The sequence below is a fragment of the Arthrobacter sp. EpRS71 genome (genome assembly GCF_001512285.1).
In the GTDB taxonomy this organism is placed as follows: domain Bacteria; phylum Actinomycetota; class Actinomycetes; order Actinomycetales; family Micrococcaceae; genus Arthrobacter.
Map to the genome: position 1 here is coordinate 1,035,273 of NZ_LNUV01000006.1, position 24,760 is coordinate 1,060,032.

A 24,760-nucleotide genomic window follows, 5' to 3' on the forward strand; every position below is an offset into this window, starting at 1 on the left:
GTGGGGTTTGGGATACCAGGGGTGATGAACTTGGCTTTGTCGCCACAGCGTGCTAGGACATACCGCGGTTTCGATGGCCCTTGGAGTCTCAGCCATCGATCAACGAAAGCCAGGCGCGTTGTGCGTGCCGGCCAATTCCTTTCCTGGATGAACCCACACCTAATCGCGTGCGAGCATTTGCGCTCCACGTCATTCTCGATCACCAAGAGTTCGGCCATCTTCACACCCTTTGGGCCGCCGAGCCGGCCTTGCCTTCAGCTGGCAAGTAGCCGCTGATGAGATTTGCAATCTTGTGGTCAACCATTCGTATCTCCCGACTAGGGAGGTGGCCAGCCTCCAGAAGTAAGTGAGTAGTCCTCTCCTACCGAGGAGCCTCGTACAAGATCGTTGGTATTGTTAGCCGGTTGTTGGTGACCCTTTAGTCATTCACAGCTGCCCATCTCATCCGTCACTCGCTGTATCCAGGAAAAAATGAAGATCACGATTGCTACCGCATTTGCAGCGGTCTTGCTGGCAACAATTACGGCATGTGGGTCGAATGCCCCGCCCGCGAATTTGTCGCCAAGCGGTACGCCAGCTGTCTCTCAATCGCCAACTACTCTTCCGGATGTGCAGGGCAAGAGGGCTGTGGACGCACGGAGCGAGCTTCGCAGCCTCGGCTTCGATGCATCCTTCTTCGACGCCAACGGGAACGAGTGGTTGAAGGATTACCCGGATACAGATGTTTTGGTTGTTGGGACCGAACCAGCCGCACATGAAGCAAAGCCAGATGGTGTGGTCCGCATCATCACAAACGTTAGCGAAGCGGAACAGAAAGCTGCTGCTTCAGCAAAAGCCGAGAAGGCTGCACAGGCGACTCTTGCCCTCAGATACACGTACACCTGCGGAGGCGCTGGAACATCGGAACCTCAAAAGATTTTCAAATCCTACAAAGAGGTCTGGGCCAGCCTGTACTACCACCGGCGGAACGGCTGCTCCCTTTACCTTGACGGAACCAGCGTCTACGACACTACGAAGCTCTTGCCTCGAGAGCAGAAGATCGTTGACATTGTTGCGATTAACGGCGGCGATGCAAGCATCCCTGGCTTCGCCTACGCGTCCGTTTTCGACTTGTGTGCAATCGACAACCCTGACTATGCCGATGAGTTGCCAGCCAAGCCTCAGTGGAAGAAGGCTGAGGCTTTGGCTGCCCTTGCTATGTGCCCGGATGCCCCTCACGCTGCGGCCTTAGAGGAAGCCGCGCACGCGGTGCAGATCAGCGATGGCAACAAGATTGTCGGAAAAGACATGGAGGCTGGAACCTACCGAACCAAGCCGGGTGTGAAAAATTGCTACTGGTCCAGGAACACCGGTTCAGGGAGTATCATCTCAAACGATTTCGTGGGCTTCGCCCCGGACGGCGCCATAGCGACGGTGTACGCAGGTGAAGGCTTCGAGTCTTCAGGGTGCGGTATTTGGACCAAGATAAGCTAGATGGCCGTTTCCGCCCACAATTAGGCCTCCTGCCGTCCTCGAAGCCGTGTACGGTGACCGCGTAGGTGCCCTACAGCGAAGCCGCAAATATCGTTTTTCCCGTCAACTGAAATATCTATTGAATGATCAAGCCTGCACAGCTTGGCTACACAAGGAGTCCTAGACAGATGGCCAGCCTTCCGCAAAATATCCACGCCTACTCCTCAGAGCTAACTGTCTCTTCAGCGACCCTCGACCGATATGGTCGCCGAGATGATGAGGGACTCACCTCCGCAATTACTGAATACATGCGCCGCTCTGGTTTTTTCATCAGGGCGACAGAACCTACCGGTCTCGGGGGCGGACCCATCGAGATAAAGGTTTCTGTGGGGATGATCATTGGCGCGCTCAAGGCCGTCGGAGCTGCTGTCCGGTGGGTTGTGGACAAAGTACGGAAGCGCCAACTTGCTCAGCTGAATACCCGCCTACCCATGGTCTGGATCCAGTTTTCTGCGAAGCATGTAGGCGGCTCGCTACCACTCCCAGATGCTGGCTTGCTTGCGGGTATCGCAGCAGTTCTTCCTGGTCTTCTTGAGCACCTCGAAGATAAGTTCCCCAATCGTCAGTATATGATAGGGGCAGTCTCAAATTGGTACGAGAATCCCAATGACTACCGCCATTCCAGGCGAATCAGTTTTGAAATGGCAGCCGCGCATGTCACTGTGGGGCGACTTCTGCGGATCACTCAGATACTGGAAGATGACCTTTCTTGCTCACTGATTGCAGTGAGGATTATTAAGACCAAAAGATGGCTTCCTCTGCGGGTCAAAGTTGAAAAGGTAAAGTCACGATAGGAACTATATGTAGTGTGCGGTTTAGAGCACGCGCAAATAGGTAAGTCTCGGATGAGCTACTGGAAGCTGTTCATGTTTGAAATTCCAGGCTGCCCATTTTCTTAGGGGTTCGAATACACGGGGGTATCCCACCGTTCGTATGATTCATCATCCGAACCATGAGAATATAAGGAGCTTCGCTTCGGAACTCTCCTGAAGAACCTGCTCCGGATCCCGTGCTCCTTATACACGATGGATATCATCTCAACGCTTGAGGAGGGACTCACCGACACAAGTTCAGTGTCGCCCCTGCGATAAACCCTCAGCGGGATGCCTGCTGGAGTCATGATTCCAAACTCTAGCCCGGAACATTTCTGCCCATACTCAAACCTGCGAATCTCTGCCGGCTTCCGGTGGACGCGTTCAAGCAGCCAGAGCCCACCACCGACCGCTGTGAATTTCCAAGGAGATTCCATGCCTACCTGGCGCCAGTCGAGATAGGCAACGGCCAGTGCGCAGAGGGCTATCGTCGTTCCAACGATGCTGACTATCAACGCCCAGAGCGCTAGGACATCACCAATTTCCGTCACAATTTTCTTTCTCTCGGAGGGCGCTTGGCAGCAGCTCGACCGTTCGCCTGAAAAGTCCATGCCACGCTTTGCTTACGCATCGGCGAGGAGACAAGCATTTTCGCTTTCGGACAATCCGGAACGTTAGGTCGAATATCTAGACTCCGGCTAAATGTACCAAAGTAGTTCCAACGCTTTAGACTCCATTGGTGTGATCCGGATTGCTCTACAGATCCTGATCAAGGAGCGATCATAGGACCCGCCCACATGTCCCAGCGTCCCACGAAATGAGAACGGCCTGCAGGGGCCTCCGGGGGTACTGAACGATCAAAGAGCGATCTGTCTGCCAAGGACAGCCCCAACACAGGGGCACCAGAAAGCAACTGCTGATGAAGAATTCGCACGAATGTCCGAAGGCGGTGCCTTGTGATGATCAGGTCGATCCCGTTGTGGACAAGCTTGATCACCAGCCTCACGACTGCACCGGAGTAGTAGTTATAAGATGGCCAACCCAGGGATGGGCGTTCGAAGCTGTATGCGGGTACATACGACGTCATGCTTCTGGAGATCGTTGATTACTTCGATTTCCAACGCATGGTTGGGCTTGGTACCCAGGCCAGGAAGCGGGCACCGGTGACTTTCGACAGGGCCTCAATTAGCCACCGTCTATCAGGCGGAGCCGTGGTCGCCTGTCTACCTCTCCTAGCAGATCCCTAACCTGCCGAGGGCTGATCTTTAGAGCATCGGCAATTACGGGAGCTCCCGCGCCGTAGTCGGCGGCTAGTTCGGCAGCTTTTTTCAGTAGCGTCGGCACTTCTCCTGGATAGGCACTGGTCGGATCCGCTGTGGGGTCCTCGGTCATGGTTAGGCGTTGGTACGCTCTGCGCGCCGATGATTCGGTGGTTCGACCCCGTTCGACCATCCTGCGGATAAGCGAGTGGGGCGAGACTCCCCAAGTCCGTCCGATGCGATCCAAAGTTGCCAAATCGAGTCTCTGGGGGAGGGACGAGTCCATATCTGTTGCGGGTGTCAGGAAAGCAGCGGCAAACTCGTCCGCTTCGTTCTCAAGCGCTGCGCTGTACTCGGAAGAATCAGAGTGGAGCAGAAGGTGGCCGATTTCATGTGCAATTGAGAATCGGTGGCGAAAGACGTTTTCGCTGCGCCGCGGTGTAGTGACGAGGATAGGACGATCGAGTATCACGACCGAAAAGGCATCAACCGAATCGATCTCGCCCAACGGGCGGACTGCAACCACGATGCCGTGCGATTCTGCGGTTGCAACCAAGTGGCGCACAGGTCCTCGAGGAAGTCCCCAGTGATGGCGCAATAGGGCTGCCGCGTCAGACGGCGGGGTGCCGGCTGGAATGACGGGTAAGTCAACTTCCGGGAGCTTGACGTGGCGTTCTAGGACGAACGTCAATTCCCACATCAAAGTTGCGGTAGCCAGGGCCCTTTGCCGTTCGCTGACGCGGGCAGACCGCAAGCTCCGAAAGTGAGCATGCACGGTATCAATTCTGGCGAGTGGTCGGCCAGCGCCGAAAAAGCTCGGGTGCACATCCAGCACCTTCGCTAAACGATCGAGTACATCGACACGAGGCGAGTTCACCCCCGCCTCATATTGACCGATTGCGGCTGCAGACACACCGACTTCGGTGGCTAAGTCTGTTTTGCTGACGCCCGTGCGAACACGTGCTTGGGTTAGCCGGGCAGGCTCGAAACGACCGAATGTTTGTTTGACGGCGCCAAGCTCAAATAGACCAGGGGCGTCGTCATGCATCTGGCTGTGTCCCCTCCTGTTCCTGTGGGGCGATCTTGGGTTCATTCGGTGTGCCGCTATCGAACGACTCGACGTAGATCGCAGCATCGTCGACGTTGACTTGGGGCGCCCAAAGGGTTTCCTGCCCGTGCAACCTGACGTCTCCGCTCTCTTTGTCGAGCTCGGCCACTGCCCACACAATCGACTGCAGCTGCCGGGGTGTCGACTGGATCATGACGAGCACCAGTGGCATAACATCATCGGCCGCCCGTACAACTCTCCCGAGTTCGTCTACTTCCGGCGAATCATTCACTGACGTCAACTCGGGCTCGCCAGTGAAACCTGGCTCGAATAGGGTCGGGTCAAGGAGCTCCGCAGCAAAACCATTCAATCGCGTCGGACTTGATGCGAACGAGGAGATCGCATCAACAGAGTCCGGTACACGCCAGACGTAAACCAGGCAGTCGTTCACGACCGGAAGCTTGTATCCGGCCGGAGGCAATCTGTACGTCCTGTATCCCCTCGCTTTCATCGCGTCCTGGACGTCGTCCAAAAGGTCACGCCACTGACTCCCGAATCCCATCCCATAGCGTGACTCCGAGACTTGATGCGCCTCCGCGGAGCGATCGTGCCTGTAGCGCACAACATCTACCAGAAGCGGGCGCACGTCGTTTGCTTGCTCGCCGAGGGCGGCGGCAGGTGAGACTGGGACCACTGGGGGACCTCCTGAGTCGGGGCTAGGAGCCGCGGAGCCGGCCCCAAGTGACTTTAGTATCGCACACGTTTCGAGCGTTTTTGCTTTAGTTTGACATGCTGGATGGCGCGTCCTGGCTTGGCAACCTCAGGCAACTGCTCGCCCGGACGAGACGCAAGGGTGGCGTGGGGATGTCCTGCAGAGCGAGGGCATGTCGATGAGGAACGAGCGGATGACAAGCGCACATAACCAGTCCGACAGTCGAATCGGGGTCCGCCCGAACCAGATCATCGGTAGCATCCCTGTAAGCATCTTTCAGGGACTCCACCCCGGGAGCAACATCCATTAGCTTCATCTGCGCATCCACGGCACCTATTTCATCATGCCGAAAGCACTGGCCTAGATCGTCGCCGACTTCGGCGCTTTCGGAAAAATGAAACTGAATTGCAGGGGAGTGGCCAGCCAGTCGTGACCGTCACACTCGTCTTCTAGCAACACTCACAGGCGCTGGACGTCGCGGGCCCGACTTTGTTTGTCGCTTCTGCACCACCCGCTGCGCCAGGCTTTTTGATGTGGTTGTTAAAGACCAAAGAGTCGTTTTCGAGGGCTAGGCGTAGCTGGATTCTGGGCTCTCATTCGTCGGAATACGGTGTGGCCAAAGTGGCGCCTGGATTCTCTGTCGTAGTGTCTCTATCATGCTGAACGAGGGCCTTGTTTACACGACTGCTGCCAGCTGGCTGTTCGAGGCAGTCAGCAGCCCAGGTGGGGACGTGGTGCTTGCAAGCCCATATTTGTCATTTGATGTGTGCAGGGAGTTGGCTGCTTCTGTTGCCCGAAAGGGCGGTTGCTGGCGCGTCTTCACGTGTCTGGATCCAACCGCGGTGGCAAACGGCTATCTGTCGGTGGAGGGGCTAAGAACTCTGATGGAGAGCGGGGTTACAGTCAGTCATGTCAACCGCTTGCACGCAAAGATCTTCCTCATCGGCGGCCGCGGTTTTCTGGGATCTGCCAACCTTACTGGTGCCGGCCTCGGAAGTTCAGCGGCACCCAATCTCGAGATGGGCGTTGATCTTAGTCCCAGCCAAGTCGAAGCTGTCAGGCATAACATCAGCGTTTGGCGTCATACCGACGTAACTTCTGCGGACCTACAGAAGCTGTCCATCCGGGCACGCCGCCTAAACCAATCTCCCCCGCACGGTTCAGGCGAGCTTGATGCTGAGTCAGCACTGGCACAAGTTGAGCAGCTGCTATTAGATGCCCGTGATGGCACGCGGAAGCTATGGCTGAAGGGCGAGTACGGCAAACCCGCTCTGGAGCAATGGAGGGGAGATTGGCTTTTCGGGAGCCCTCGGATGGGCAACGGCAGGGGAGAAGGGCGACCGAGTATCAAGCCCCGCGACCTGGTCATCATTTGCGCGGAGACGCGTGATTGCTATGCCGTGGTGGAAGTAACCTCGGATCCAGAAAAGCTACCTGCCGACTACTGTGAGCTCAGAGGTGATGAAGCATTACGTTGGCCTTGGGTGAGCCGCACCAAACCACGCTTCGTGCCGGACCGGGTACTGAAACTTAAGGCCCGGGAGCTTGTTGCCAGCACGGGAGGTCTGCAAAACGGTCACATGAAGCTGGAATTCGATGAATTCACAGCAGGTGTAAGGGCCCTTGCGAGGCTATTAAGTTAGATGATTGACCTAACCTAAGGCGTTCAGAAAGCCCACCACGGCGCAGGTTAGGTTGTGGTGGGCTTTCGGTGAGCAAGAGCGAGTGCCAGAGAGTCAGTGACGAAATTAGTCGTCTAAGGCGACGCTGCCTTCGCGGCGACCCTTAGCACTAACCGGAGGACGGCACGTACAGTTTCCGGTGCCCTACCTCCGGGCACGCTTCCCGTCGGGGTGCAGCCGACCGGTCAGCGACGATGCTGGATGAAGTTTGACCAGGTTCTTTCGAAGATCCTCTGGCAACTCACCACTATGGCCGTCATAGTACACATCAGCCAAAGCACGAGTGCCCTCGTCGTATATGAATGCGGCAGCACGAGGAAACTTTAGCTGGTACTTTTTCGACCTTAGATAATCTCGCCACAGCTTTTCATCTGCCACCGGTTCTTGATCAACCGGGCGAGTCCCCCAGACCATCAACCAAGCTTCTGACAGTACTGTCGTCCCAGTAAACGGGATGGTCATACTTCGGCCGAGACCGTTAGCTGCAGGTGCGTCGAGGAGGTCCTTCGGATTCCGCGCTAATTGATGCTGAGTCTTGGTCGCAGCGCCCAGGAGCGTTGCACCGATGCTCAACCATCCTTCTACTCTCCGTGATTGGAGCTCATCGATAACCTCCCCCAGGGGTGATGTAACCATTTTCGGTCTGGGGGCCGGTGGATTGTCACCTCTGATTTTTGAGTAGTACCACGCATCTAGGGCATCTGTTCTGCTCGTGATGATGCTGGGCGTCTGCTCACGGAACCGTCGGCGATCAATGGTTGTCGGCGCAGGCAGCCAGCTAAAAACTGACCGTACGAATTCAGGGTCCGGTTCGACCCACAAGCCGTCTTCAAAAAAGAACAGGAACAGGTCCAGTTCATCCGATGCTGAGAACATCACTGTTGCATTTGGGTTCAATCTTCTGCGCAAGTACAGTAAAAATTCTGCTGGTCGCTCCATAAGTTCCGAAATAAGCTCAAGGTCATGCAAGGATACAGTCCACGGGATGTTGTCCGGCTCTAGAATTCCTGCACGGACGAGCTCAATTGTCGCGGTAGAGACACTTCCGAGATCATCGAGGCTCACGGCGACAGTGTGTATTTCTCGAATTTGGGAAAGATCTACCCAGCCCTCGGCCTCCACGCGAACACCACCATCGCGTTCTATCAGTTCCCTTAGGCGGCCAGCCTGGGCTGCAGCCTTCGTAATTAGGCCGGTCAAGTCAGTACGGATCCGGTTGGTTTTCCCACCTTTGGACAGGGCACTGAGGGCAACTGCCTTGTCCTCGATGATAACGGCTACGTCATCGAGGATAATTAAGTGGTCACCCTCTACCCTTTTCGTATAAACTTTCGGATCGGCCAAAGCTAATTCGGCTTCACTGGCAGGAACATAGTATTCAAATCCATCACGAAATACTGCACCAGGCATGACTTTTTGCAGAATATTCGATGTGCGCTGCTCAAGAAGCTCACCGCGGTGCTTAACATACTTATTCCAAGTAATGGATGATTTTAGGTGCTCTTCCAAGTTCTCTTTGATCGCATCCATGGTCAACGATCCATGAGGCATCATTAGACGGCCTTCAGAAGTGACTATCATGGGACGTGTTCGCAGAGGGTTATTTCCTGACATGAATTCTTGTACTACCTCGCTTGGGGTAAAGGAGGACAGGTCAACACGGAAGCTTTTGCAGACCGCACGAGTCCGGGCTAGAGGGACTCCCGACTGACGTGCAAGGTCATTTACGTCAACTGTCGCCTGACCAATGTCGGGTTCAAACAGTTGTGTAAAAGCCGTTTCGATCGCAGCCCGACTTTCCTCAATAGGCGCATCTTCATCGACTATCTCCGATGTATTAAGTACCTCAGCGAAGTACGCACCGCGACAGTTCAACTGATTCTGCTGAAGGTCGTGGCAACCCTTCAAAACAGCCAGCGCGTCCTTTACGTCAAATCCAAGTTCAGATGTCAAGGTCGCACGTACGTCAGGGTTGCCGTCGAACAGTTGTACCAAGGTCTGTTCAACCATCTCAGCGTAGGAGGTGTGTCGGACCAGCACCTGGGAGCCGCGCAGCAGCTGGTTAATCATTGCCAGACGGTTGGTTGGGTCTTCAGCTGCTAGAGCACGGAGATGGGACATCTCCAACAGATTGTTCAGACGCTCGGTAGCTTCTGAGACGAAGCGGCTCATCTCATTTGGCGCAGGCGTAGGAAAGCCGTTGTCTTGACTTCGCTGATTCATTGCCGACAGGGCGATTAGGGCAAGTAGTTCTATGTGCGCGGCCTTGGCCTCGGGATTGGGAGTCATCTGGCCTACCCGCGCCCATGGCAAGTATGCCATCCGAGCGACTTCGAGCAGACGGTGGGGCTCAAATCTTTCTAGTTCGCCGACAAATTCTGCCACCGCCTCGTCGAATGCCTTCTGGATTGATTCCTCCGGCTTATCCATACCAGCGAATTGACGAGCCAACGCTTCAATCGAAACTACGGAGTCCATCAGGTGACGTGCGTGGACATCGAACGACGGAACTGCCCGACGACTCTTTCTTTGGCGCTTCCTGGCATTCCTGCGTTTGGATCTGGCTGTCATGGGTCAATTTGACCACAGGTAACTGACCCTTTAACCGGAGCAACATCCAGGCATGCGATGCATCGAAACCTCCGGGAACAGTACCCGTCCCGCCGGAGGCAAGATGGAATCCGTAGCAGAAGTGACCGCAAGTCCCGGTAACTGGACAGCGCTTGATTTCGTAACCTCGGTGATCTCCGATCGCAGTGAGACTCCCCACCCTCGCAGCGGTACGAAGGCCTAGTGGTTCAAACTGAGGGCTGATCGAGGCGTCTCGGCCCGGTTTGTGCGGACCGTCCGAACGGTGAGATAGGGAGGGGTGCCTAGGACACCGTCCTGGCGGCACTTTTGGGGATCGCTGATGCTCGCAGTTTTGCGCAGTGGATCTGATCGTCCATCAACAGGTCTGTTCGGCCGTTGAACGGGGCGGCGTGCTTACTCCCACGTGGTGACGGGACCGGCGTCAAGGAGGCGTTAGACACTTTGTTGGTCTCCCGGGCCTCGTCACTGACCGTCGTCGTTGGTGGAGTAACGCAAGAGGGTGCCGCCTGCGGAGCTCAAAGTCTAGGGAAAGGTCTGCTAATCTGCGGTATGGCCAAGGGAAATTCTGCTCTCGACGTTCGTGAACTACGTGCCGCTCAAGCAGTGCGCTCCGTGTACGGCGCCGCGAGATGGGAAATCACTCCCAGGGACGTCGACGGTGCACCTTCAGGAACTCATGACTTCGATCTGTCCGATGGAACGACAACAGTTGCAGTCGAGGTTACGACAATTGCTGAGACCGACACGCTCCGAGACAGTGCGCAATTCAATTACCACTTTCCGAATCTCGCCGCCGACTTTGACGGTCTAAAACAGGGTTGGTTGGTCGCGGTCTCTAGTGGAGGAAACGCGCGTGAAATCCGTCAGCAGCTGGAGACTTGGCTCGCGGAGCTTGAACGCCTGACGGTGCCTTCGGTCGATTCGGTGAGCTTGCAACAGCATTTATTTAGCTCCGAAGCGGATCGTCCGGTTTGGTACAGCACGCTAGTGGCAATGCACGCAGCTGGGGTGATTTCTGCAGGGGTGGTGCCAACCCTCCCGGCAGGCCACTGCACTCTGGCTAAGATTGACGATGGGTTCTCGTGGGACCCGACGGATCCCGAGTACGTCTCGACATTCGTGTCAGAACAGCTAGCCGGTAAACACTTGTCGGATGTTCAGAAAATGGGGCGGGCCGTGGCGAATCGCCGTGTGCTATTCCTCTGGTTAGATGTCGAGAGCCACTTCGACATCACACGTAGGTTGGATAATGGGCTCCTTGGCGGAACTGTCCGGAACGTAGGACTTGTCGACGAGGTTTGGATCGGTCGACACTTCACTAGCAATGACGTAACGGTCTACCGGTGGCGCGAAGCTGATGGCTGGGACGTCCGTCATTTGCAAGAAACGGATCTCGTGAACCCCTGATCGAGGTTGCCGGCAGCAACTCCGGACGAGACCGCCAGGATGCCAGAATTCCGCGCAGCGAAGGGGCGATTCAGCAGATCCCGACAGGACCAGGGAAAGGGCGAATTGATTCATCGGATGAGATATGCAGAGTACAACACGACATAACATCCGCTATCGGCGCGCTGAGCTGGTTCTTCAGTATGAGGCGATAGTTGCCTCCGTGCATGTCTCACTGCGGCAGTCATTGCTGGTACTCGGGCGTCAAGGGCGTCGCGTAAAAGAGTCCTTTTAATTCGACCCCTCTCGTAAAGGCTTCGGTCAATCCGTAAGGCTCTGTACCGGGGTCGCGACGTCCAAGCAGACTGTCTCATTTCGTTTTTCTCAATGTTGATGAGTTCGCGCCTTTAGCGAGATTGTGGGAGGTTTGTTCATTCTTGATGTCGCTGTTCTGACGGGGCGCGAGCCCGTCAACGGGTGGGTTCACCTACGACCGCTCGCACTGATCGCGTCAGCGGTCGAATTGCGACTGATCGTCAGGCATGGCCGGTTTCCATACTCCGGCTAAGCTGAGGAGCGCCGCTGGGCATGCCACGGCAATTGTGCAGAAGCCGCAGAATCGCTCGCGGAAGGACAATCGAATGGCTCGGCCGACAGTTCAGGACGTCGCCAGAACGGCGGGCGTGTCCGTAGGGACGGTGTCGCGCGTCTTGAACGGAAGCCCGGCTGTCAGTGAGGCGGCCAAGGAGAAGGTCAACACCGCGATCCGGGAGCTCAGCTATCGTCCCCTCGCGTCAGCAAGGGACCTTCGGCGTGACAGAACAATGCGAGTCCTGGCGTTGGCTAAGAACCTGGATTCTCTAGTGATCAGCGAAGTCTTCCGAGGTGTAGGTGACGCTGCAGCTGACTCCGGCTATGTCAGCCTCATCGCGGCCACCGACGGAGACCTCGACCGCGAGCAGCAGCTTGTCGACATGCTGCGCAATGGCTCCGTTGACGGACTTGTCATCTTTTCCCCGACAATGCCGGACGACGACGTCAACGCAGTCGCTGAGCAACTCAGCGTGATTCAGGTCTGTGAAATTGTCGACGCCGAAGCAGCATTCGGAGTGTCCATCGATGACCGCCAAGCCGCCTACGACATCACCAAACACCTGATCAACACGGGCGCTAAGAAGCTGGCCATGCTTGCCCATAGGGGTGCCCGCTCAGGCCGGCTGCGCGAAGAAGGGTTCCGCCAAGCACTCAAGGAATCGGGCTTAGAAGATGACCAGATCCTGTTCGGTGAAGGCAACTTCGGTTTCCACTCAGGCAGAGCACTCACAAAGGGACTCCTGGAAGCAAAAGACCTACCGGATGCGATCTTTTGCGGAACCGACGTGGTCGCAGCCGGCTGCGTTCGCGAACTCACCGACGCTGGCCTCAACGTTCCGGAGGACATCGCCGTAGCAGGCTTCGATGACTCGGCCCAAGCAGAAATGTGCGTCCCGGAGCTGACCACGGTAAGGCAGCCCGCCTACGAAATGGGCCGCGTAGCCTTCGCTGAACTCCTGGAACGCATGACGGTCCCAGGCGTCCATCGCAAGGGAAGAACCTTCCTCCCGCACGAACTCGTCATCCGAGACTCCACGAAATAAAGAGGGTTGACAGCCCTCCGTGGTCCCTGTCACACTACTTTGGAATCGATTCCACGGCCGCAAGGCCGTTTTTCAGGCAACATTTGGAATCGATTCCACAAACTAAAAAGAACCACCGGCAAAGAAGCCACTCCTCAGTACGCGGGACAGCCAAAACGCGCACTGAACGCCACCACCCACAGCCACCAAAGGAGCCACTTGTGGACTTGAACCGACCTGCTCTCCCGCTCCAGAACAAAGCAACGCCCCGCACCCGTAAAGCCCTAGCCGCGACCGCAGTAGCAGCAGCCCTCCTCCTCAGCGCGTGCGGCGGGGGAGCCGCACCCCAAGGTGCCGAACAAGCGGCAGCTGCCGATCCGGCGTCGGGCGCTAATGCCAGCGGTGCCGTGAACATCTGCGGCGTCAAGGACGCGAGTGGCATCTACAAGGGCACGGCGGAGGCGTTCACTAAGGCGAACGGCAAGGTCGCGGCCAAGTACACGGAGATCGGCGCCACCACGGATGAAGCCCGCACGCAGATCGTGCAGCGGCTCGAGGGCAAGTCCACGGAGTGCGACCTCTTCGTCACGGACGTCATCTGGACCTCCGAGTTCGCGTCCCAAGGCTGGCTGCTGGACCAGACCAAACTGGTGGAAGCCAACAAGGACCGGCTCATTCCGTCCACTGTGGAAACCACCAAGTACCAGGACAAGTACTGGGGCTCGCCGTTCTTCACCAACGCCGGATTGATCTACTACCAGAAGGACAAGGTAGCCAAGCCCGAGTCCTGGCAGCAGCTCTACGCTGAAGCCGCCAAGGCTCCCGGCAACGGATACGTCTACCAGGGCAAGCAGTACGAGGGCCTCACGGTGAACTTCCTCGAAATGCTCTACAGCGCAGGCGGCGAAGTCCTCAACGAACAGGGCGACGTCAAAATCGACTCCAAGGAAACCCGCGACGTCCTGAACTTCATGAGCGACGGCCTCAAGAACAGCTCAGCAGACCGCGCCGTCCTCACCTACAACGAAGACCCCGCCCGCCTCGCCTACGAGTCCGGCGACTTCGGTTACCAGCGCAACTGGCCGCACGTGTACCGCCTGCTGAACGCGACACCGCTGGCGTCCAGCTTCGCGGTCGCGCCGCTGCCGGCATGGGAAGGCGGCAAGGCCTCCGGCGTGCTGGGCGGCTGGAACCTGGCGATCTCGGCTCACTCCACCAACCAGGCCGGGGCTGTCGCGTTCATCGACTTCGCTACTAGCCCGAACTGGCAGAAGCACGTGGCCATGGATTACTCGCAGGCCCCGGTCAACGAAGCTGCCTACTCGGATCCGGCGGTGCTGCAGAAGATGCCGTTCGCCACGGAACTCCTCGCCTCGGTGAAGGGCGCCAAGCCGCGCCCGATCTCCCCGGTCTACCCGCAGATCTCGCAGGCGATCTACAAGAACGTCTACGCCGTCCTCTCCGGCACAGCCTCCACCGAGGAAGCCGTGCAGAAGATGGCCGAGGAAATCACCACCGCCAAGGCGAGCTTCTAGCCATGGCCACCAGAACACTACAGGCGCCAGCAAAAACAAGCGGCCGCGACCGCGCCGAGCGCAAGCTCGCGTTCCGCATGACCGCACCGTCGCTGTTCATCATGGCCCTGGTTGCGGCGGTCCCCATCGGCTACGCGATCTGGCTCTCACTGAACCAGTACAGCGTTCGGACCGCCGGCCTGTCCCGCTTTGTGGGACTGGAAAACTACGTCAACGCCCTCGCAAGCCAAGAATGGTGGGCAGCGTTCGGCCAGACATTCCTCTTCGCAGGCCTCTCGGTCAGCCTGGAACTCATCCTCGGTACGGCCATGGCGTTGCTGCTCAACCTCGCGTTCAAGGGCCGCGCCGTCCTGCGCACCGTGGTTCTGCTGCCGTACGCCATCATCACCGTGGTCAGCGCCATCACCTGGCAAACGATGTTTCAGCCCAACATGGGCCTGGTCACCAACGTCCTCTCCGCGCTGGGACTGCCAGGCGGCGATGTGGTGTGGCTCGGTGAGCACGGCTACGCGATGGCCGTGATCGTCATGGCCGACGTCTGGAAGACCACCCCGTTCGCGGCGCTCATCATCCTGGCCGGCCTGCAGGTCATCTCCGCCGAAACGTACGAGGCCGCGGAACTCGACGGCGCCAGCAAATGGCAGACCTTCGTGAACATCACCCTGCCGCTGCTGCGTCCGGCGATCGTCCTCGCCGCGATCTTCCGCACCATGGACGCCCTCCGCGTCTTCGACCTCCCGTTCGTCCTCACCCGCGGCGCCAACGGCACCGAATCCATGTCCATGCTGGCCTACACGCAACTGCGCGAAAACCGGCTGGTGGGCGAAGGCTCGGCGCTGTCCATCCTGACCTTCCTCACCGTCATGGTGGTCTCGGTCATCTACGTCCGCTTCGCCGGCGGCAACATCCGCGACGTCGCGAAGGAGGAACAATGAGCACGCTGACTGCAGAACGCCCGACGGCGGATCTCGCCAAGCGCCCCAAGGCGCCGAAGCGTCGCTTGCGTGGGGAATCAAAACTGCACCCCTTGGTATGGGTGTTCGTGGTGGCCGTCATGGCTTTCTCGCTCATCCCGTTCTACTGGCTGGTGAACACCTCCCTTAAGAAGGGTGCGAGCCTGTCCCAAGGCGAGCTCTTCCCAAGCCAGCCGACACTCGAGAACTATCTGGTGGTCTTCCAGAACCCCGAGTTCCTCCTGGCCTTGCGCAACTCGGTGATTATCGCCGTCGTGACCACAACAGTGGCTTTGGTGTTCGCGTCCTTCGCCGCCTATGCGCTTGCCCGGTTGAAGATGCGCCGCAAGGCGATGATCCTCACGCTGATCCTCTCGGTCACCACGTTCCCGGCCATCGCCATCGCAGCCCCGATGTTCTCCATCTGGCGCGAGATCGGCCTGTACGACACTTTGCTGGGCCTCATCATCCCGAAGCTGACATTCGCGTTGCCGCTGGCGATCTACACGCTGACGTCTTTCTTCAAAGAGATCCCGCGTGAGCTGGAGGAATCCGCGTACATGGATGGCGCCACCCCGTTTGTGGCTTTCCGCAAGGTCATCCTGCCGTTGGCGGTCCCGGGCTTGGCGACGACGGCGATCCTGGTGTTCATCTCGGTCTGGAACGAGTTCCTCCTGGCCGTCACCCTGACCACCTCGCCCGAAGCCCGGCCCGTGCCGGTCGCGATTGCGTTCTTCAGCGGAACCAGCGAGTTCGACCAGCCCCTCGGCACCATCAGCGCCGCGTCGGTGATCATCACTGTCCCGCTGGTGATTCTGGTGCTCGTGTGCCAGAAGCGCATCGTTTCCGGCATGACGGCCGGCGCCGTCAAAGGCTAACCCCAAACCTAGAAACCCCAGAAAGAACAGGAACAACGTGAGTATTCAGCAGCAGGCCCCGTCCGCAACCCTCAAGGTGGGAGTTGTGGGCATCGGTTGGGCCGGCCAGCAGCACCTCAAGGCGTACAGCAACATTCCCGGCGTCGAGATTGTCGCCGTCGCGGGCATGGAACAAGACCTTCTTGCCCAGCTGAAGGAGGAGTACAGCATTCCCCACGCGTTCGCACGCTGGGAAGACATGATCGAGCTTGAAGGTCTCGACGCCGTCAGCGTCGCCGTGCCGACGTTCCTGCACGCACCCATCGCCATTGCGTCGCTCGAGCGGGGATTGCATGTGCTGAGCGAAAAGCCGTTGGCGCGCAACGCCGTCGAGGGTCAACAGATGGTGGACGCCGCCCGGAAGGCTGGACGCGTGCTGGACGTCGCGTTCAACCACCGCCGCCGCGGCGACATCCAGGCACTCAAGGAAGTAATCGACGCCGGCACGCTGGGTCGCCCGTACTACGCCAAGGCATCGTGGCTCCGACGCCAAGGAATTCCGATGCTGGGCAGCTGGTTCACCAACCCGGAACTCGCCGGCGGCGGACCGCTGGCTGATATCGGTGTCCACGTGCTGGACTACTCGCTGCACCTCCTCGGCGAGCCGAAAGTCCTGGCCGTCTCAGCGTCCACCCACTCCGAACTTGGCCCGCGCGGCCTCGGCGGCAACGCCCGCTACACAGCCTCCAACTCCAGCCATAAATTTGAAGTGGAAGACTTCGCATCCGCGTTCATCCGGTTGGAAGGCGGCGGTACCTTGATCCTTGAAGCGGGGTGGGCCACGTACCGGGACGAGCGGGACCTCATGGACTTCACCGTTTACGGGACCGACGGCGGAGCGGACTTGCGCTCAGTGGGCGCCTCCGAGAACCCGGTGGCGGATGTTCACGTCTTCACCGAGAAGGACGGCGAGAACGCCGACTTCGAAGTGGTTGCCGAACCCGGGCGAGCCCACCAGGCCGTTGTCGACGATTTCATTGCCGCCGTGCGCGGTGGCGAAACTGTGTGGGGAAGCCATGACGGGTCACTGGCCCTCAGCCGGGCCTTGGTGCTCGATGCCTGCTACAAATCCGCCCTCGAACAACGTGAAGTGGTGCTCTGAAATGTCTGATGCGAAATTGAAGATTGTTGTCTGGAACGAGGCCGTCCACGAGGCCCGTAACGAGCCTGCGACCATCGGCGACATGTACCCCGAAGGGATCCACGGCGCCATTGCCGCCGGACTGCGCGGCTTCTACCCGGACTCCGAAATCTCGACGGCGACACTCGCCGACCCCGAGCACGGACTTTCCGAGGAAGTCCTTGCGCAAACCGACGTACTGCTCTGGTGGGGGCACATTGCGCATGGGGAAGTCGCTGACGAGGTGGTGGAGCGCGTGCAGCGCCACGTCCTTGGCGGAATGGGTTTGGTGGTGCTGCACTCCGGGCACTTCGCCAAGATCTTCACTCGTTTGTTGGGCACCACCTGCTCGCTGAAGTGGCGCAATGAGGGCGAACGCGAACTCGTGTGGACGGTGAAACCTTCACACCCGATCGCGGCTGGCATTGAGAGCCCGATTGTTATTCCGCAACAGGAAATGTACGGCGAACTGTTCGACATCCCGGAACCCGATGACCTGATCTTCATCAGCTCGTTTACCGGGGGAGAAGTGTTCCGTTCAGGCGTGACGTTCTCGCGCGGCAAGGGTCGGATTTTCTACTTCAGCCCCGGCGACCAGGAATACCCGGTGTACCACCAGCCGCAGATCCAGAAGGTCATCGCCAACGGTGTTGGTTGGGTTGCCCAGCCTGGTGTTTTCCGGGATGCGCCGGAGGTTTCCAACCCGGCCCGGGGTTGGTTCGAGTAGGTCATGACCGTTTCTCTTCCTAGTGGCCGTCCGTTGGGCGTCGCCGCCATTGGTTACGCCTTTATGGGGAAAGCCCACTCGAACGCGTGGCGGAACGTGGCCAGTTTCTTCGACGTCCCGGCCTTCGAACAGAAAGTGCTCGTTGGCCGGGACGCCTTGGCGGTGGCGGAGGCCGCCGCGAAGTATGGCTGGGCCGAGTCCGCGACCGATTGGCGTTCCGTGATTTCGCGGGACGACATCGACATCGTGGATATCTGCGCGCCCGGTTGGATGCACGCGGAGATCGCTCTGGGAGCTCTGGCTGCCGGGAAGCATGTACTCGTGGAGAAGCCGCTGGCCAACACTCTGGGTGAGGCTGAATTGATGGCGGAAGCGGCCGCCGCGGCCCGGGTCCGGGGAGTGCAGTCGATGATCGGCTTCAACTACCGCCGCGTTCCTGCGCTGGCCTTGGCTCGGGAGCTGATTGCCGAAGGACGTCTCGGAACTGTGCGGCACATCCGTGCCGCTTACCTTCAGGACTGGCTGTCCGACGTCGACGTCCCCATGAGTTGGCGGCTCCGCAAGGAGACAGCCGGGTCCGGGGCGCTGGGGGACATTGCCTCGCACGCCATAGACCAGGTCCAGCACCTGACGGGTCAGACCGTTACTGAGGTGACCGGAACGTTGCGGACTTTTGTGGCCGAGCGCCCCGAAGCCGCTGGACTGGAGAAAGTGACGGTCGACGACGCCGCGTGGGCAACTTTGGGCCTGACCGGCGGCCTTAGCGCGTCGGTAGAAGCGTCACGAGTGGCTACCGGACAGAAGAACTCTTTGAAGATAGAGATCTACGGGTCTTTGGGGTCGTTGACGTTTGATCTGGAGAACCTGAACGAACTCGGCTTCCTGGACGCTACGCTTCCGGTGAGGGAGCAGGGCTTCCGGCGGATCCTGGTCAATGAGTCCGAGCACCCCTACGCTGCAGCATGGTGGCCGCAGGGTCACGTCATCGGCTGGGAACACACCTTCACCCACCAAGTTCGCGACTTCCTCCTTGCCGTTCGCGACGGAACCCAGCCATCGCCGTCGTTCGCTGACGGGCTCCAGATCCAGCGGGTGCTGGCCGCCGTCGAAGAGTCGGCGCGGAACAGGAGCGTGGTCACGGAGGTTCCGGCCGTCACTAAGGGAATCGGGGATCTCCAGGCTCTGGGCGCGAAATAGTTGGCCTCTATCGCGGATGTAGGGACTGCTCCACACTGGTGGTAATTGGCTCCGCTGAGAGCCTGGTTCACCAGGGATTGCCGAAACGAGGAAGGCTATGCAGAAAGCGCGTGTGGCGGCGGTGCTGACGTGGATCTACGCTGCGGCGTTCGGAATACCGGCGATACCCGTCAGCATTCATCTCCTCCAAAACGGGTACCTGCCGATGTTCATGGACCTGTTCCCGATGTACGCGGGTCCATGGGACGGACTGCAGCGCTGGGTGTTCGTGACGCTCCTCATGGTGTTCCTCGTTGTAGTCCTGGCAGCATCGTGGGCGGCTTGGCTGGCGTGGAGGGGGCGTAGGTCCGGGTTGGTTCTTGGCCTGGCCCTCCTGCCTGTGGAAGCGGTGTTCTGGTTGGGCTTCGATCTGCCCTTTCCATGGTTGTTCGGTGTAGCCCGCGGCTTGCTGTTTGCCCTCGCTCTGATGTCCCTGCGTCAACGTCCGGAGGGGCGAATGGCTGCCTGAAGGGCTAATGCGGACGCCGCTAAGTCAATCCCCGTGATCCGATAGCGCGGCTAGTTGGCGAAGTCATCGGAAGGCAAACCCGTATCTGGTTCCATCCGGCCGATCGGTGATGCACACCCTGGAAGAGAGGGATGTGTCCAGTGATAGCTCTCTTCTAGCGCCTAGAGTGTCATGCATGTCTGCAAACCTAGGAAAGTTCAACTGGCCAGTGAGTGACCAACCGGGGGCAGAATTGATTTTGCTGAACGGCCCGCCGGGCATCGGAAAGTCCACTCTCGCCAGACTCTTTGCAGACCGCCATCCCGGAACGTTGAACTTGGACGTCGATCAGGTCCGGTGCCTCATTGGCGGCTGGCAAGAAGATTTTCAGGCGGCTGGGGATCTGGTCCGCCCCATCGCTCTCAACATGGCCGCCACGCACCTGGCGGGAGGGCATCGAGTGATCATGCCGCAATTTCTCGACGCCGACGAGGAAGTCGGGTTGTTCGCCGGCATTGCGCTGAAGGCCGGCGCGGGCTTTCGGGAGGTAGTCCTCATGGATACGGGAGAGTCCTCAGTAGAGCGATTCTACGCTCGCGGAGACAACCACGATCCTTGGCATGGCAAGGTAACGGCGATTGTGGAACAGAACGGCGGCTCCACCTTGCTGAAGTCAATGTACGACAGCCTGACCAGTGGGCTTCACGCCCGTCCCTCTGCTTCAGTCATCCACAGTCGCAGAGGCGAAATCGAGGAGACCTACACAAGCCTCCTGAACGCTCTGGCTTGAGGGACCAGCCGCTGCCGCTCTTCAATCCGGTCGGGATTCCTCATCGGACACAAGGCATGCATGTCCGTCGAGGCGCTCTCATGGATGCGTTCGTTGGGAGGGTCTTCGCTGTCGCTTGGAAAAGGAGGGCACGGTCTCTCCGGCAGAAATCAACGAAGATGATTGCATGAGGATCGGAGAATTATCCACGAGGACTGGCGTCAGCGTCAGGTCCTTGCGCTATTACGAACAGCAAGACCTGCTTGAGCCGCAGCGGTCTTCGGCAGGTCACCGCATTTACTCGAACGAGGATGAGCGTCGTGTGCTTCAGATCCAAGACTTGTTTGAGGCCGGTTTTTGCAGTTCCGTAATCCGCACGCTGCTTCCTGCCCTGGTCAATCCCTTAAAAGACCGCGACCTGCTCCTGGCAGCCATAACAGCTGCGAAGGCGCGGCTGGAGAGCGAGAAGGAATCCGTCGAAGCCGAACTTCGGCAGCTGAAACGGCTGGGAGATCGATACGGGCTTGCACCTGACACGCATGTCACCCTCCAAAATGATGGACATGACTCTTTCACAGCCGCCCAAGCAATTGCGTTTGATCATCGAAACAGACGACTTCGATAGCGCCCTGCGTTTTTACCGCGACGTCCTTGGTCTCCCGGAACAGCCAGCATTCGCAACCGATGGGGAGGACCGAGTGGCGATACTGAACATCGCCACGGCCACCATTGAGCTCGCCACACCCACACACGTTCGCAACATCGACGCCATCGAAGACGCACCATCTTCCCAAGGTCCTACGCTTCGGATAGCCCTGGAGGTAGACAACACCGAAGCTGCAATGACCTCCGCCGAAGAATTTGGGTTAGAGGTGCTCGCACCTCCAAGGAGAACTCCGTTCGAGACCATTAACGGCAGAGTGCAGGGTCCTGATGGCTGGCAAGTGACCTTCTTCCAAGAACTTGAGACTCTGCAAGAACGTACCAAGAGGAAAGGCTTCACCACTGACGTCGATCGTGCCAGGTGAGGCATCCCGATGGATCCGTCCACGCCCTAGTGAAGGACAACGTAGAAAACGATTGCGAGTAGAGGAAAGAGGGCTTGGCCGATGGCGCTGAGCAGGAGCCTCTTCTCTGTGACCCACAGCCAGAAACCAAGGAAGACGTGGCAGGCGCAGCAGAAAACAACTATCGCCGACCCACTCGCGGGAGTGCCGGAGAAGTTCACCAGCCACAGTCCTACTGCGATTCCGATGCCAAAGGTTATGTTGTAGGCGCCAACGTTCATCGCCCACATCCGTACTGCCCGCACGTCGTCGGGACGGATCAGGAAGATCCGGTGGAAGCGTTGATCACCATGGAAGAAGATCTCCAGGACGCCAACGCTTATCAGCGCAAGGCCGGTGGCCCCCGCGAGTATTTGGCTCAGCAAATTCATGCCGTGCTCCTAGCAAACCTGCACTCTTCATTACTTGTGTCTGCAGGTTAGCTATAGGTGCGACCACCTTCAAGAGGTGGGTGCCTCAGACTCCCGCCTTGATCAGTAGCGCATCCAAAGTCATGAAGAACAGCGCGCGGTGATCTGCCGCCGTCGGGTTCGTCAAGTACTGAAGAGTTGCTCCGTCGTAGATCATCAGGAAAGCCCGTACGAGCGCCGGAATGCCGATGAGGCAGTGATCGCCGTTGCTTTCGGCTGCGGAGGAGAAAATGTCCCCCAGTTCCACTTCGTAGGCTGGATAGATTTTCGCGGCCAGCGGGCTGACGGGAGCATTCCGAGTTGCCCACAGAATCAGCTCGATCTCAGCAATGAGGCTGGCTGGCTCTTCTTCGAGTGCCCGCCAGTACCCTTCGGCTACTTGTTCCACCGCCTTGCGAAGGCCTAAATGGACTGGGACTTCACCGGAAAAACTGCTGAGATTCTTCAGCCAGGCCTCGGCTGCTGCCTCCATGAGCTCGTCCTTACCGCTGAAGCAATAGTTGGCCGTCGCCAAAGGAGCATTCGCCTCTTTGGCGATAGCCCGCATGGTCACCGACTGGACACCCTCACGCCTCATGAGTTCCACTGTTGCCGCTATCAGCTGTTCTTTTCGATCTTTTGCGGAAACCCGCATTGCTCACTCCCAGTCTCACGATTCGGCCCCGCTGGGACCCCTCTTAAGACTATTGCTTGGAGAGTACAAAGTTGCACCTCTGTTGTGAACGACTGACCAATACATGGCGAGGAGGGAAGCGTTCACGGATGAGGGCGCTGCGGGCCGCCGCCTGTTGGTCTAGGCGGCGGCCTGCAAGGGGAGGTGCTATCCCCGAGCGGTGCGGCGGAGCTACCTGGCGGTTACGGTCTCGCTCAGATCGTCCGGGGAGACGTTGCCCAAATCCTGAGATGGGCCGTTCAGGTACCGCTCCAACGAGTCGTCCATAGCATTCAGCCAGCGGGTGTGGTGCTTGGTGGCCATGGTGCCGGTGACCACCGAGCGGTGGAGCATATCGCGGTACCCCAGGATGTCGTCGTGTTTGTGGTGCATCCAATCCTTGAACAACTGACAGACAGCGTCCAAATCGAACGGAGGGTAGTCGGTTGCGGCTATGAGTTCCCGCAGGTAGTCCGTCTGGAAATCGGCTTCTGCATCATGGTCCGGCAATGCGGCCAGACGCTGGAGCCAGTGCTGGATGTCAGCCTCACGCTCAGCCAAGGACGGCAGGTTGATCCTCCCGGTCATGACGTCACGTGCAAACCAGGCCTGAGCGTCGAACATATTGAAGGTGTAGTACTGGTCCTGGGCGCCCAGATAGTACAGATTAGTGTTCTGCTGCCACACCACTCCTTTGTAGAGACCAGCCGGGTACAGCACGTTCGGCGACTTCAACGACAGCCCGCTGGGCAGGAACGGATACTTGTGTTGGTATCCAGTGCAAAGTACGACGGCGTCAAAGTCACCTTGCGAACCGTCACTGAAAAATGCGGTGCGACCCTCGAAGTGCGTCACGAGGGGTCGCTCTACCGTTGTGGCTGGCCAGCGGTAGCCCATCGGCGCAGAGCGGTAGCTTAGCGTGATGGACGCGGCTCCCATTTTGTGGGCCTGCATGCCAATGTCCTCGGCAGAATAACTGCTGCCGATCATGAGCAGCTTCTTGCCGTAAAAACGTTCAGCACCCCGGAAGTCGTGTGCGTGAAGAACTTCGCCCGGGAAAGTCTTGATGCCCTTGAACTCGGGGACTGCGGGGACGGAGAAGTGACCGGTGGCAACCACCAACTTGTCGAACACATGGGTCTCGGTAAGGTTCGTCTTGAGGTCCTCAACCGTCAGCGTAAATTCCTGCGTGGCCTCGTTATAGCTGGTGTGGCGGGCAACGCTGTTGAACCGGACGTACTTGCGGACGTCGGACTTTTCCACCCGTCCCTTGATGTAGTCGAAGAGAACTTCACGGGGCGGGAAGGAGGAGATGGGCCGGCCGAAGTGCTCGTCAAAAGAGTAATCCGAGAACTCCAAGCATTCTTTGGGCCCGTTGGACCACAGGTGGCGATACATGCTGGAGTGCACTGGCTCGCCGCGATCGTCCAGACCAATGCGCCAACTGTTGTTCCACTGCCCACCCCAGTCATCGCGTTTCTCGAAACACATGATCTCGGGGATAGCGGCGCCCTTTTGACGTGCTGATTCAAAGGCGCGTAGTTGTGCCAGGCCGCTGGGTCCGGCACCAATGATTCCGACTCTCAATGCCACGGTGTTCTCCTGTAGTTGATCTAGGCTGCGAAATTGCGATCGCCGACGAAGAACCCCAGGGCATAGTCAGGGGTCTCGAACTTGACGGTGGTTCCTTTGGGGAAGAACAACACATCACGCTCTTTGGCGTGGGTGGTTTCTCCGGTGGACTGATCCGTGAGGATGAATTCGCCTTTAATGACAACCTTCATCTCGTCATAGGTGTATGTGTACACCAGCGGTTCCGAAGCCTTGAGCTCAAAAAAGCCCGCGCACATGACTGAGCCGGCAGGGTTGTGAAGGGAATCGCCGATGGCTGCGACGGATCCCGGCTCGTTCATTGAGGGAAGGCCGATATAACCACCCTCCACCTTATGGATGGAGCCGGCCGTGCTGAGCGTTCCTACGAGGGTGGTATCCATGATTTCTCCTTATTAATGCGAATAGAGCGTGTAATTACGGTATTTGCGGCATAGGGAAATGCCGAAGATCAAAGAGATGCCCTGTAGGGCTCTGAGGAATCGCGGCCGGACCAGCATTGCGTCAGTTTCCAGAAAGGTTTACCTAAGGCCGATTCGGCTCCCGTGCCGTGATGTCAGTCACGGGAGCTCACACCAAAAAGGTGACATGAACAAGCGTGCAAGTCAATCGTTCATGTGATTAATTTTTTGATTTCCGAGCGCGGCCGTAATGTCGCGAATAGTTCATGATGAACCATTGACTTGAACAGCTGTT

General features: G+C 58.3%; 23 protein-coding genes. 15 read left to right on the plus strand and 8 right to left on the minus strand.

The genetic code is table 11. The annotated features are described in order from the left end of the window. Positions 1–471 precede the first annotated feature (471 nt). Together AR689_RS15105 and AR689_RS15110 are read left to right on the plus strand one after the other, a co-directional pair. Positions 472–1,473, plus strand: coding sequence for a PASTA domain-containing protein (locus tag AR689_RS15105; protein WP_156424609.1), 1,002 nt, complete (start codon positions 472–474; stop codon positions 1,471–1,473). Between the two features lie 167 nt (positions 1,474–1,640). Next, positions 1,641–2,306: a hypothetical protein gene (locus AR689_RS15110; RefSeq protein WP_062071433.1), complete on the plus strand. Its 666-nt coding sequence runs from the start codon at positions 1,641–1,643 to the stop codon at positions 2,304–2,306. A 101-nt stretch (positions 2,307–2,407) separates the two neighbouring features. Here the strand turns inward: AR689_RS15110 and AR689_RS15115 are convergent, their stop codons facing one another. From AR689_RS15115 to AR689_RS15125, 3 genes are all read right to left on the minus strand, one after another. Beyond that, entirely contained in the window at positions 2,408–2,935 is a 528-nt protein-coding gene (locus AR689_RS15115; protein ID WP_197412894.1) for a hypothetical protein, read from the minus strand. Positions 2,936–3,509: 574 nt separating this feature from the next. Further along, the gene (locus AR689_RS15120) at positions 3,510–4,631 is read right to left on the minus strand and encodes an XRE family transcriptional regulator (protein WP_062071437.1); all 1,122 of its coding nucleotides are present in this window, start codon (positions 4,629–4,631) and stop codon (positions 3,510–3,512) included. Continuing rightward, entirely contained in the window at positions 4,624–5,325 is a 702-nt protein-coding gene (locus tag AR689_RS15125; RefSeq protein WP_062071438.1) for a hypothetical protein, read from the minus strand. The genes AR689_RS15120 and AR689_RS15125 overlap by 8 nt, the downstream gene beginning before the upstream one ends. Before the next feature lie 674 nt (positions 5,326–5,999). Between AR689_RS15125 and AR689_RS15130 the strand changes: the two genes are divergently transcribed. Next, positions 6,000–6,986 (plus strand): phospholipase D-like domain-containing protein, encoded by a 987-nt coding sequence (locus AR689_RS15130; protein WP_062071440.1) that lies wholly within the window; start codon positions 6,000–6,002, stop codon positions 6,984–6,986. A 183-nt stretch (positions 6,987–7,169) separates the two neighbouring features. On the opposite strand, the gene AR689_RS15135 is transcribed toward AR689_RS15130, so the two are convergent. Continuing rightward, complete coding sequence (locus tag AR689_RS15135; protein WP_156424611.1) at positions 7,170–9,503, minus strand: preprotein translocase subunit SecA; 2,334 nt, start codon at positions 9,501–9,503, stop codon at positions 7,170–7,172. Between the two features lie 663 nt (positions 9,504–10,166). On the opposite strand from AR689_RS15135, the gene AR689_RS15140 reads away from it, so the two are divergent. The 12 genes from AR689_RS15140 to AR689_RS15190 all read left to right on the plus strand — a co-directional run bounded on the left by AR689_RS15140 (position 10,167) and on the right by AR689_RS15190 (position 21,352). After that, a complete protein-coding gene (locus AR689_RS15140; protein WP_062071442.1) occupies positions 10,167–11,024 on the plus strand; it encodes a hypothetical protein in 858 nt (285 codons plus the stop codon). A gap of 620 nt (positions 11,025–11,644) precedes the next feature. Beyond that, on the plus strand, positions 11,645–12,640 hold the full coding sequence (locus AR689_RS15145; protein WP_062071444.1) for a LacI family DNA-binding transcriptional regulator: 996 nt from the start codon (positions 11,645–11,647) through the stop codon (positions 12,638–12,640). Between the two features lie 200 nt (positions 12,641–12,840). Next, complete coding sequence (locus tag AR689_RS15150; protein ID WP_062071446.1) at positions 12,841–14,154, plus strand: ABC transporter substrate-binding protein; 1,314 nt, start codon at positions 12,841–12,843, stop codon at positions 14,152–14,154. A 2-nt stretch (positions 14,155–14,156) separates the two neighbouring features. Beyond that, a complete protein-coding gene (locus tag AR689_RS15155) occupies positions 14,157–15,089 on the plus strand; it encodes a carbohydrate ABC transporter permease (RefSeq protein WP_062071448.1) in 933 nt (310 codons plus the stop codon). Next, the gene (locus AR689_RS15160) at positions 15,086–15,985 is read left to right on the plus strand and encodes a carbohydrate ABC transporter permease (RefSeq protein ID WP_062071449.1); all 900 of its coding nucleotides are present in this window, start codon (positions 15,086–15,088) and stop codon (positions 15,983–15,985) included. Before AR689_RS15155 ends, AR689_RS15160 begins: the two co-directional genes overlap by 4 nt. Positions 15,986–16,022: 37 nt before the next feature. After that, complete coding sequence (locus AR689_RS15165; RefSeq protein WP_062071451.1) at positions 16,023–17,126, plus strand: Gfo/Idh/MocA family protein; 1,104 nt, start codon at positions 16,023–16,025, stop codon at positions 17,124–17,126. Position 17,127: 1 nt separating this feature from the next. Continuing rightward, the gene (locus AR689_RS15170; RefSeq protein ID WP_062071452.1) at positions 17,128–17,871 is read left to right on the plus strand and encodes a ThuA domain-containing protein; all 744 of its coding nucleotides are present in this window, start codon (positions 17,128–17,130) and stop codon (positions 17,869–17,871) included. 3 nt (positions 17,872–17,874) lie between these two features. Beyond that, complete coding sequence (locus tag AR689_RS15175; protein WP_062071454.1) at positions 17,875–19,068, plus strand: Gfo/Idh/MocA family protein; 1,194 nt, start codon at positions 17,875–17,877, stop codon at positions 19,066–19,068. A gap of 97 nt (positions 19,069–19,165) precedes the next feature. Then, entirely contained in the window at positions 19,166–19,576 is a 411-nt protein-coding gene (locus tag AR689_RS15180) for a hypothetical protein (protein ID WP_062071456.1), read from the plus strand. 175 nt (positions 19,577–19,751) lie between these two features. Then, positions 19,752–20,345: a P-loop nucleotide/nucleoside kinase family protein gene (locus tag AR689_RS15185; protein ID WP_197412895.1), complete on the plus strand. Its 594-nt coding sequence runs from the start codon at positions 19,752–19,754 to the stop codon at positions 20,343–20,345. 166 nt (positions 20,346–20,511) lie between these two features. Next, positions 20,512–20,949, plus strand: coding sequence for a MerR family transcriptional regulator (locus AR689_RS22780; RefSeq protein ID WP_082698165.1), 438 nt, complete (start codon positions 20,512–20,514; stop codon positions 20,947–20,949). Continuing rightward, positions 20,888–21,352, plus strand: coding sequence for a VOC family protein (locus tag AR689_RS15190; protein ID WP_062071457.1), 465 nt, complete (start codon positions 20,888–20,890; stop codon positions 21,350–21,352). The genes AR689_RS22780 and AR689_RS15190 overlap by 62 nt, the downstream gene beginning before the upstream one ends. A 26-nt stretch (positions 21,353–21,378) precedes the next feature. Here AR689_RS15190 and AR689_RS15195 read toward each other — a convergent pair whose 3' ends face one another. The 4 genes from AR689_RS15195 to AR689_RS15210 form a co-directional block, all read right to left on the minus strand. Further along, a complete protein-coding gene (locus tag AR689_RS15195; protein ID WP_062071459.1) occupies positions 21,379–21,762 on the minus strand; it encodes a DUF1304 family protein in 384 nt (127 codons plus the stop codon). An 85-nt stretch (positions 21,763–21,847) separates the two neighbouring features. Further along, positions 21,848–22,435 carry a TetR/AcrR family transcriptional regulator gene (locus tag AR689_RS15200; protein ID WP_082697990.1) on the minus strand — a complete coding sequence of 196 codons (588 nt, stop codon included), beginning with the start codon at positions 22,433–22,435 and terminating at the stop codon, positions 21,848–21,850. A 210-nt stretch (positions 22,436–22,645) separates the two neighbouring features. Next, positions 22,646–24,046 carry a trimethylamine monooxygenase gene (locus tag AR689_RS15205; RefSeq protein WP_062071461.1) on the minus strand — a complete coding sequence of 467 codons (1,401 nt, stop codon included), beginning with the start codon at positions 24,044–24,046 and terminating at the stop codon, positions 22,646–22,648. Between the two features lie 20 nt (positions 24,047–24,066). Beyond that, positions 24,067–24,447 (minus strand): cupin domain-containing protein, encoded by a 381-nt coding sequence (locus AR689_RS15210; RefSeq protein WP_197412896.1) that lies wholly within the window; start codon positions 24,445–24,447, stop codon positions 24,067–24,069. Positions 24,448–24,760: the final 313 nt, after the last annotated feature.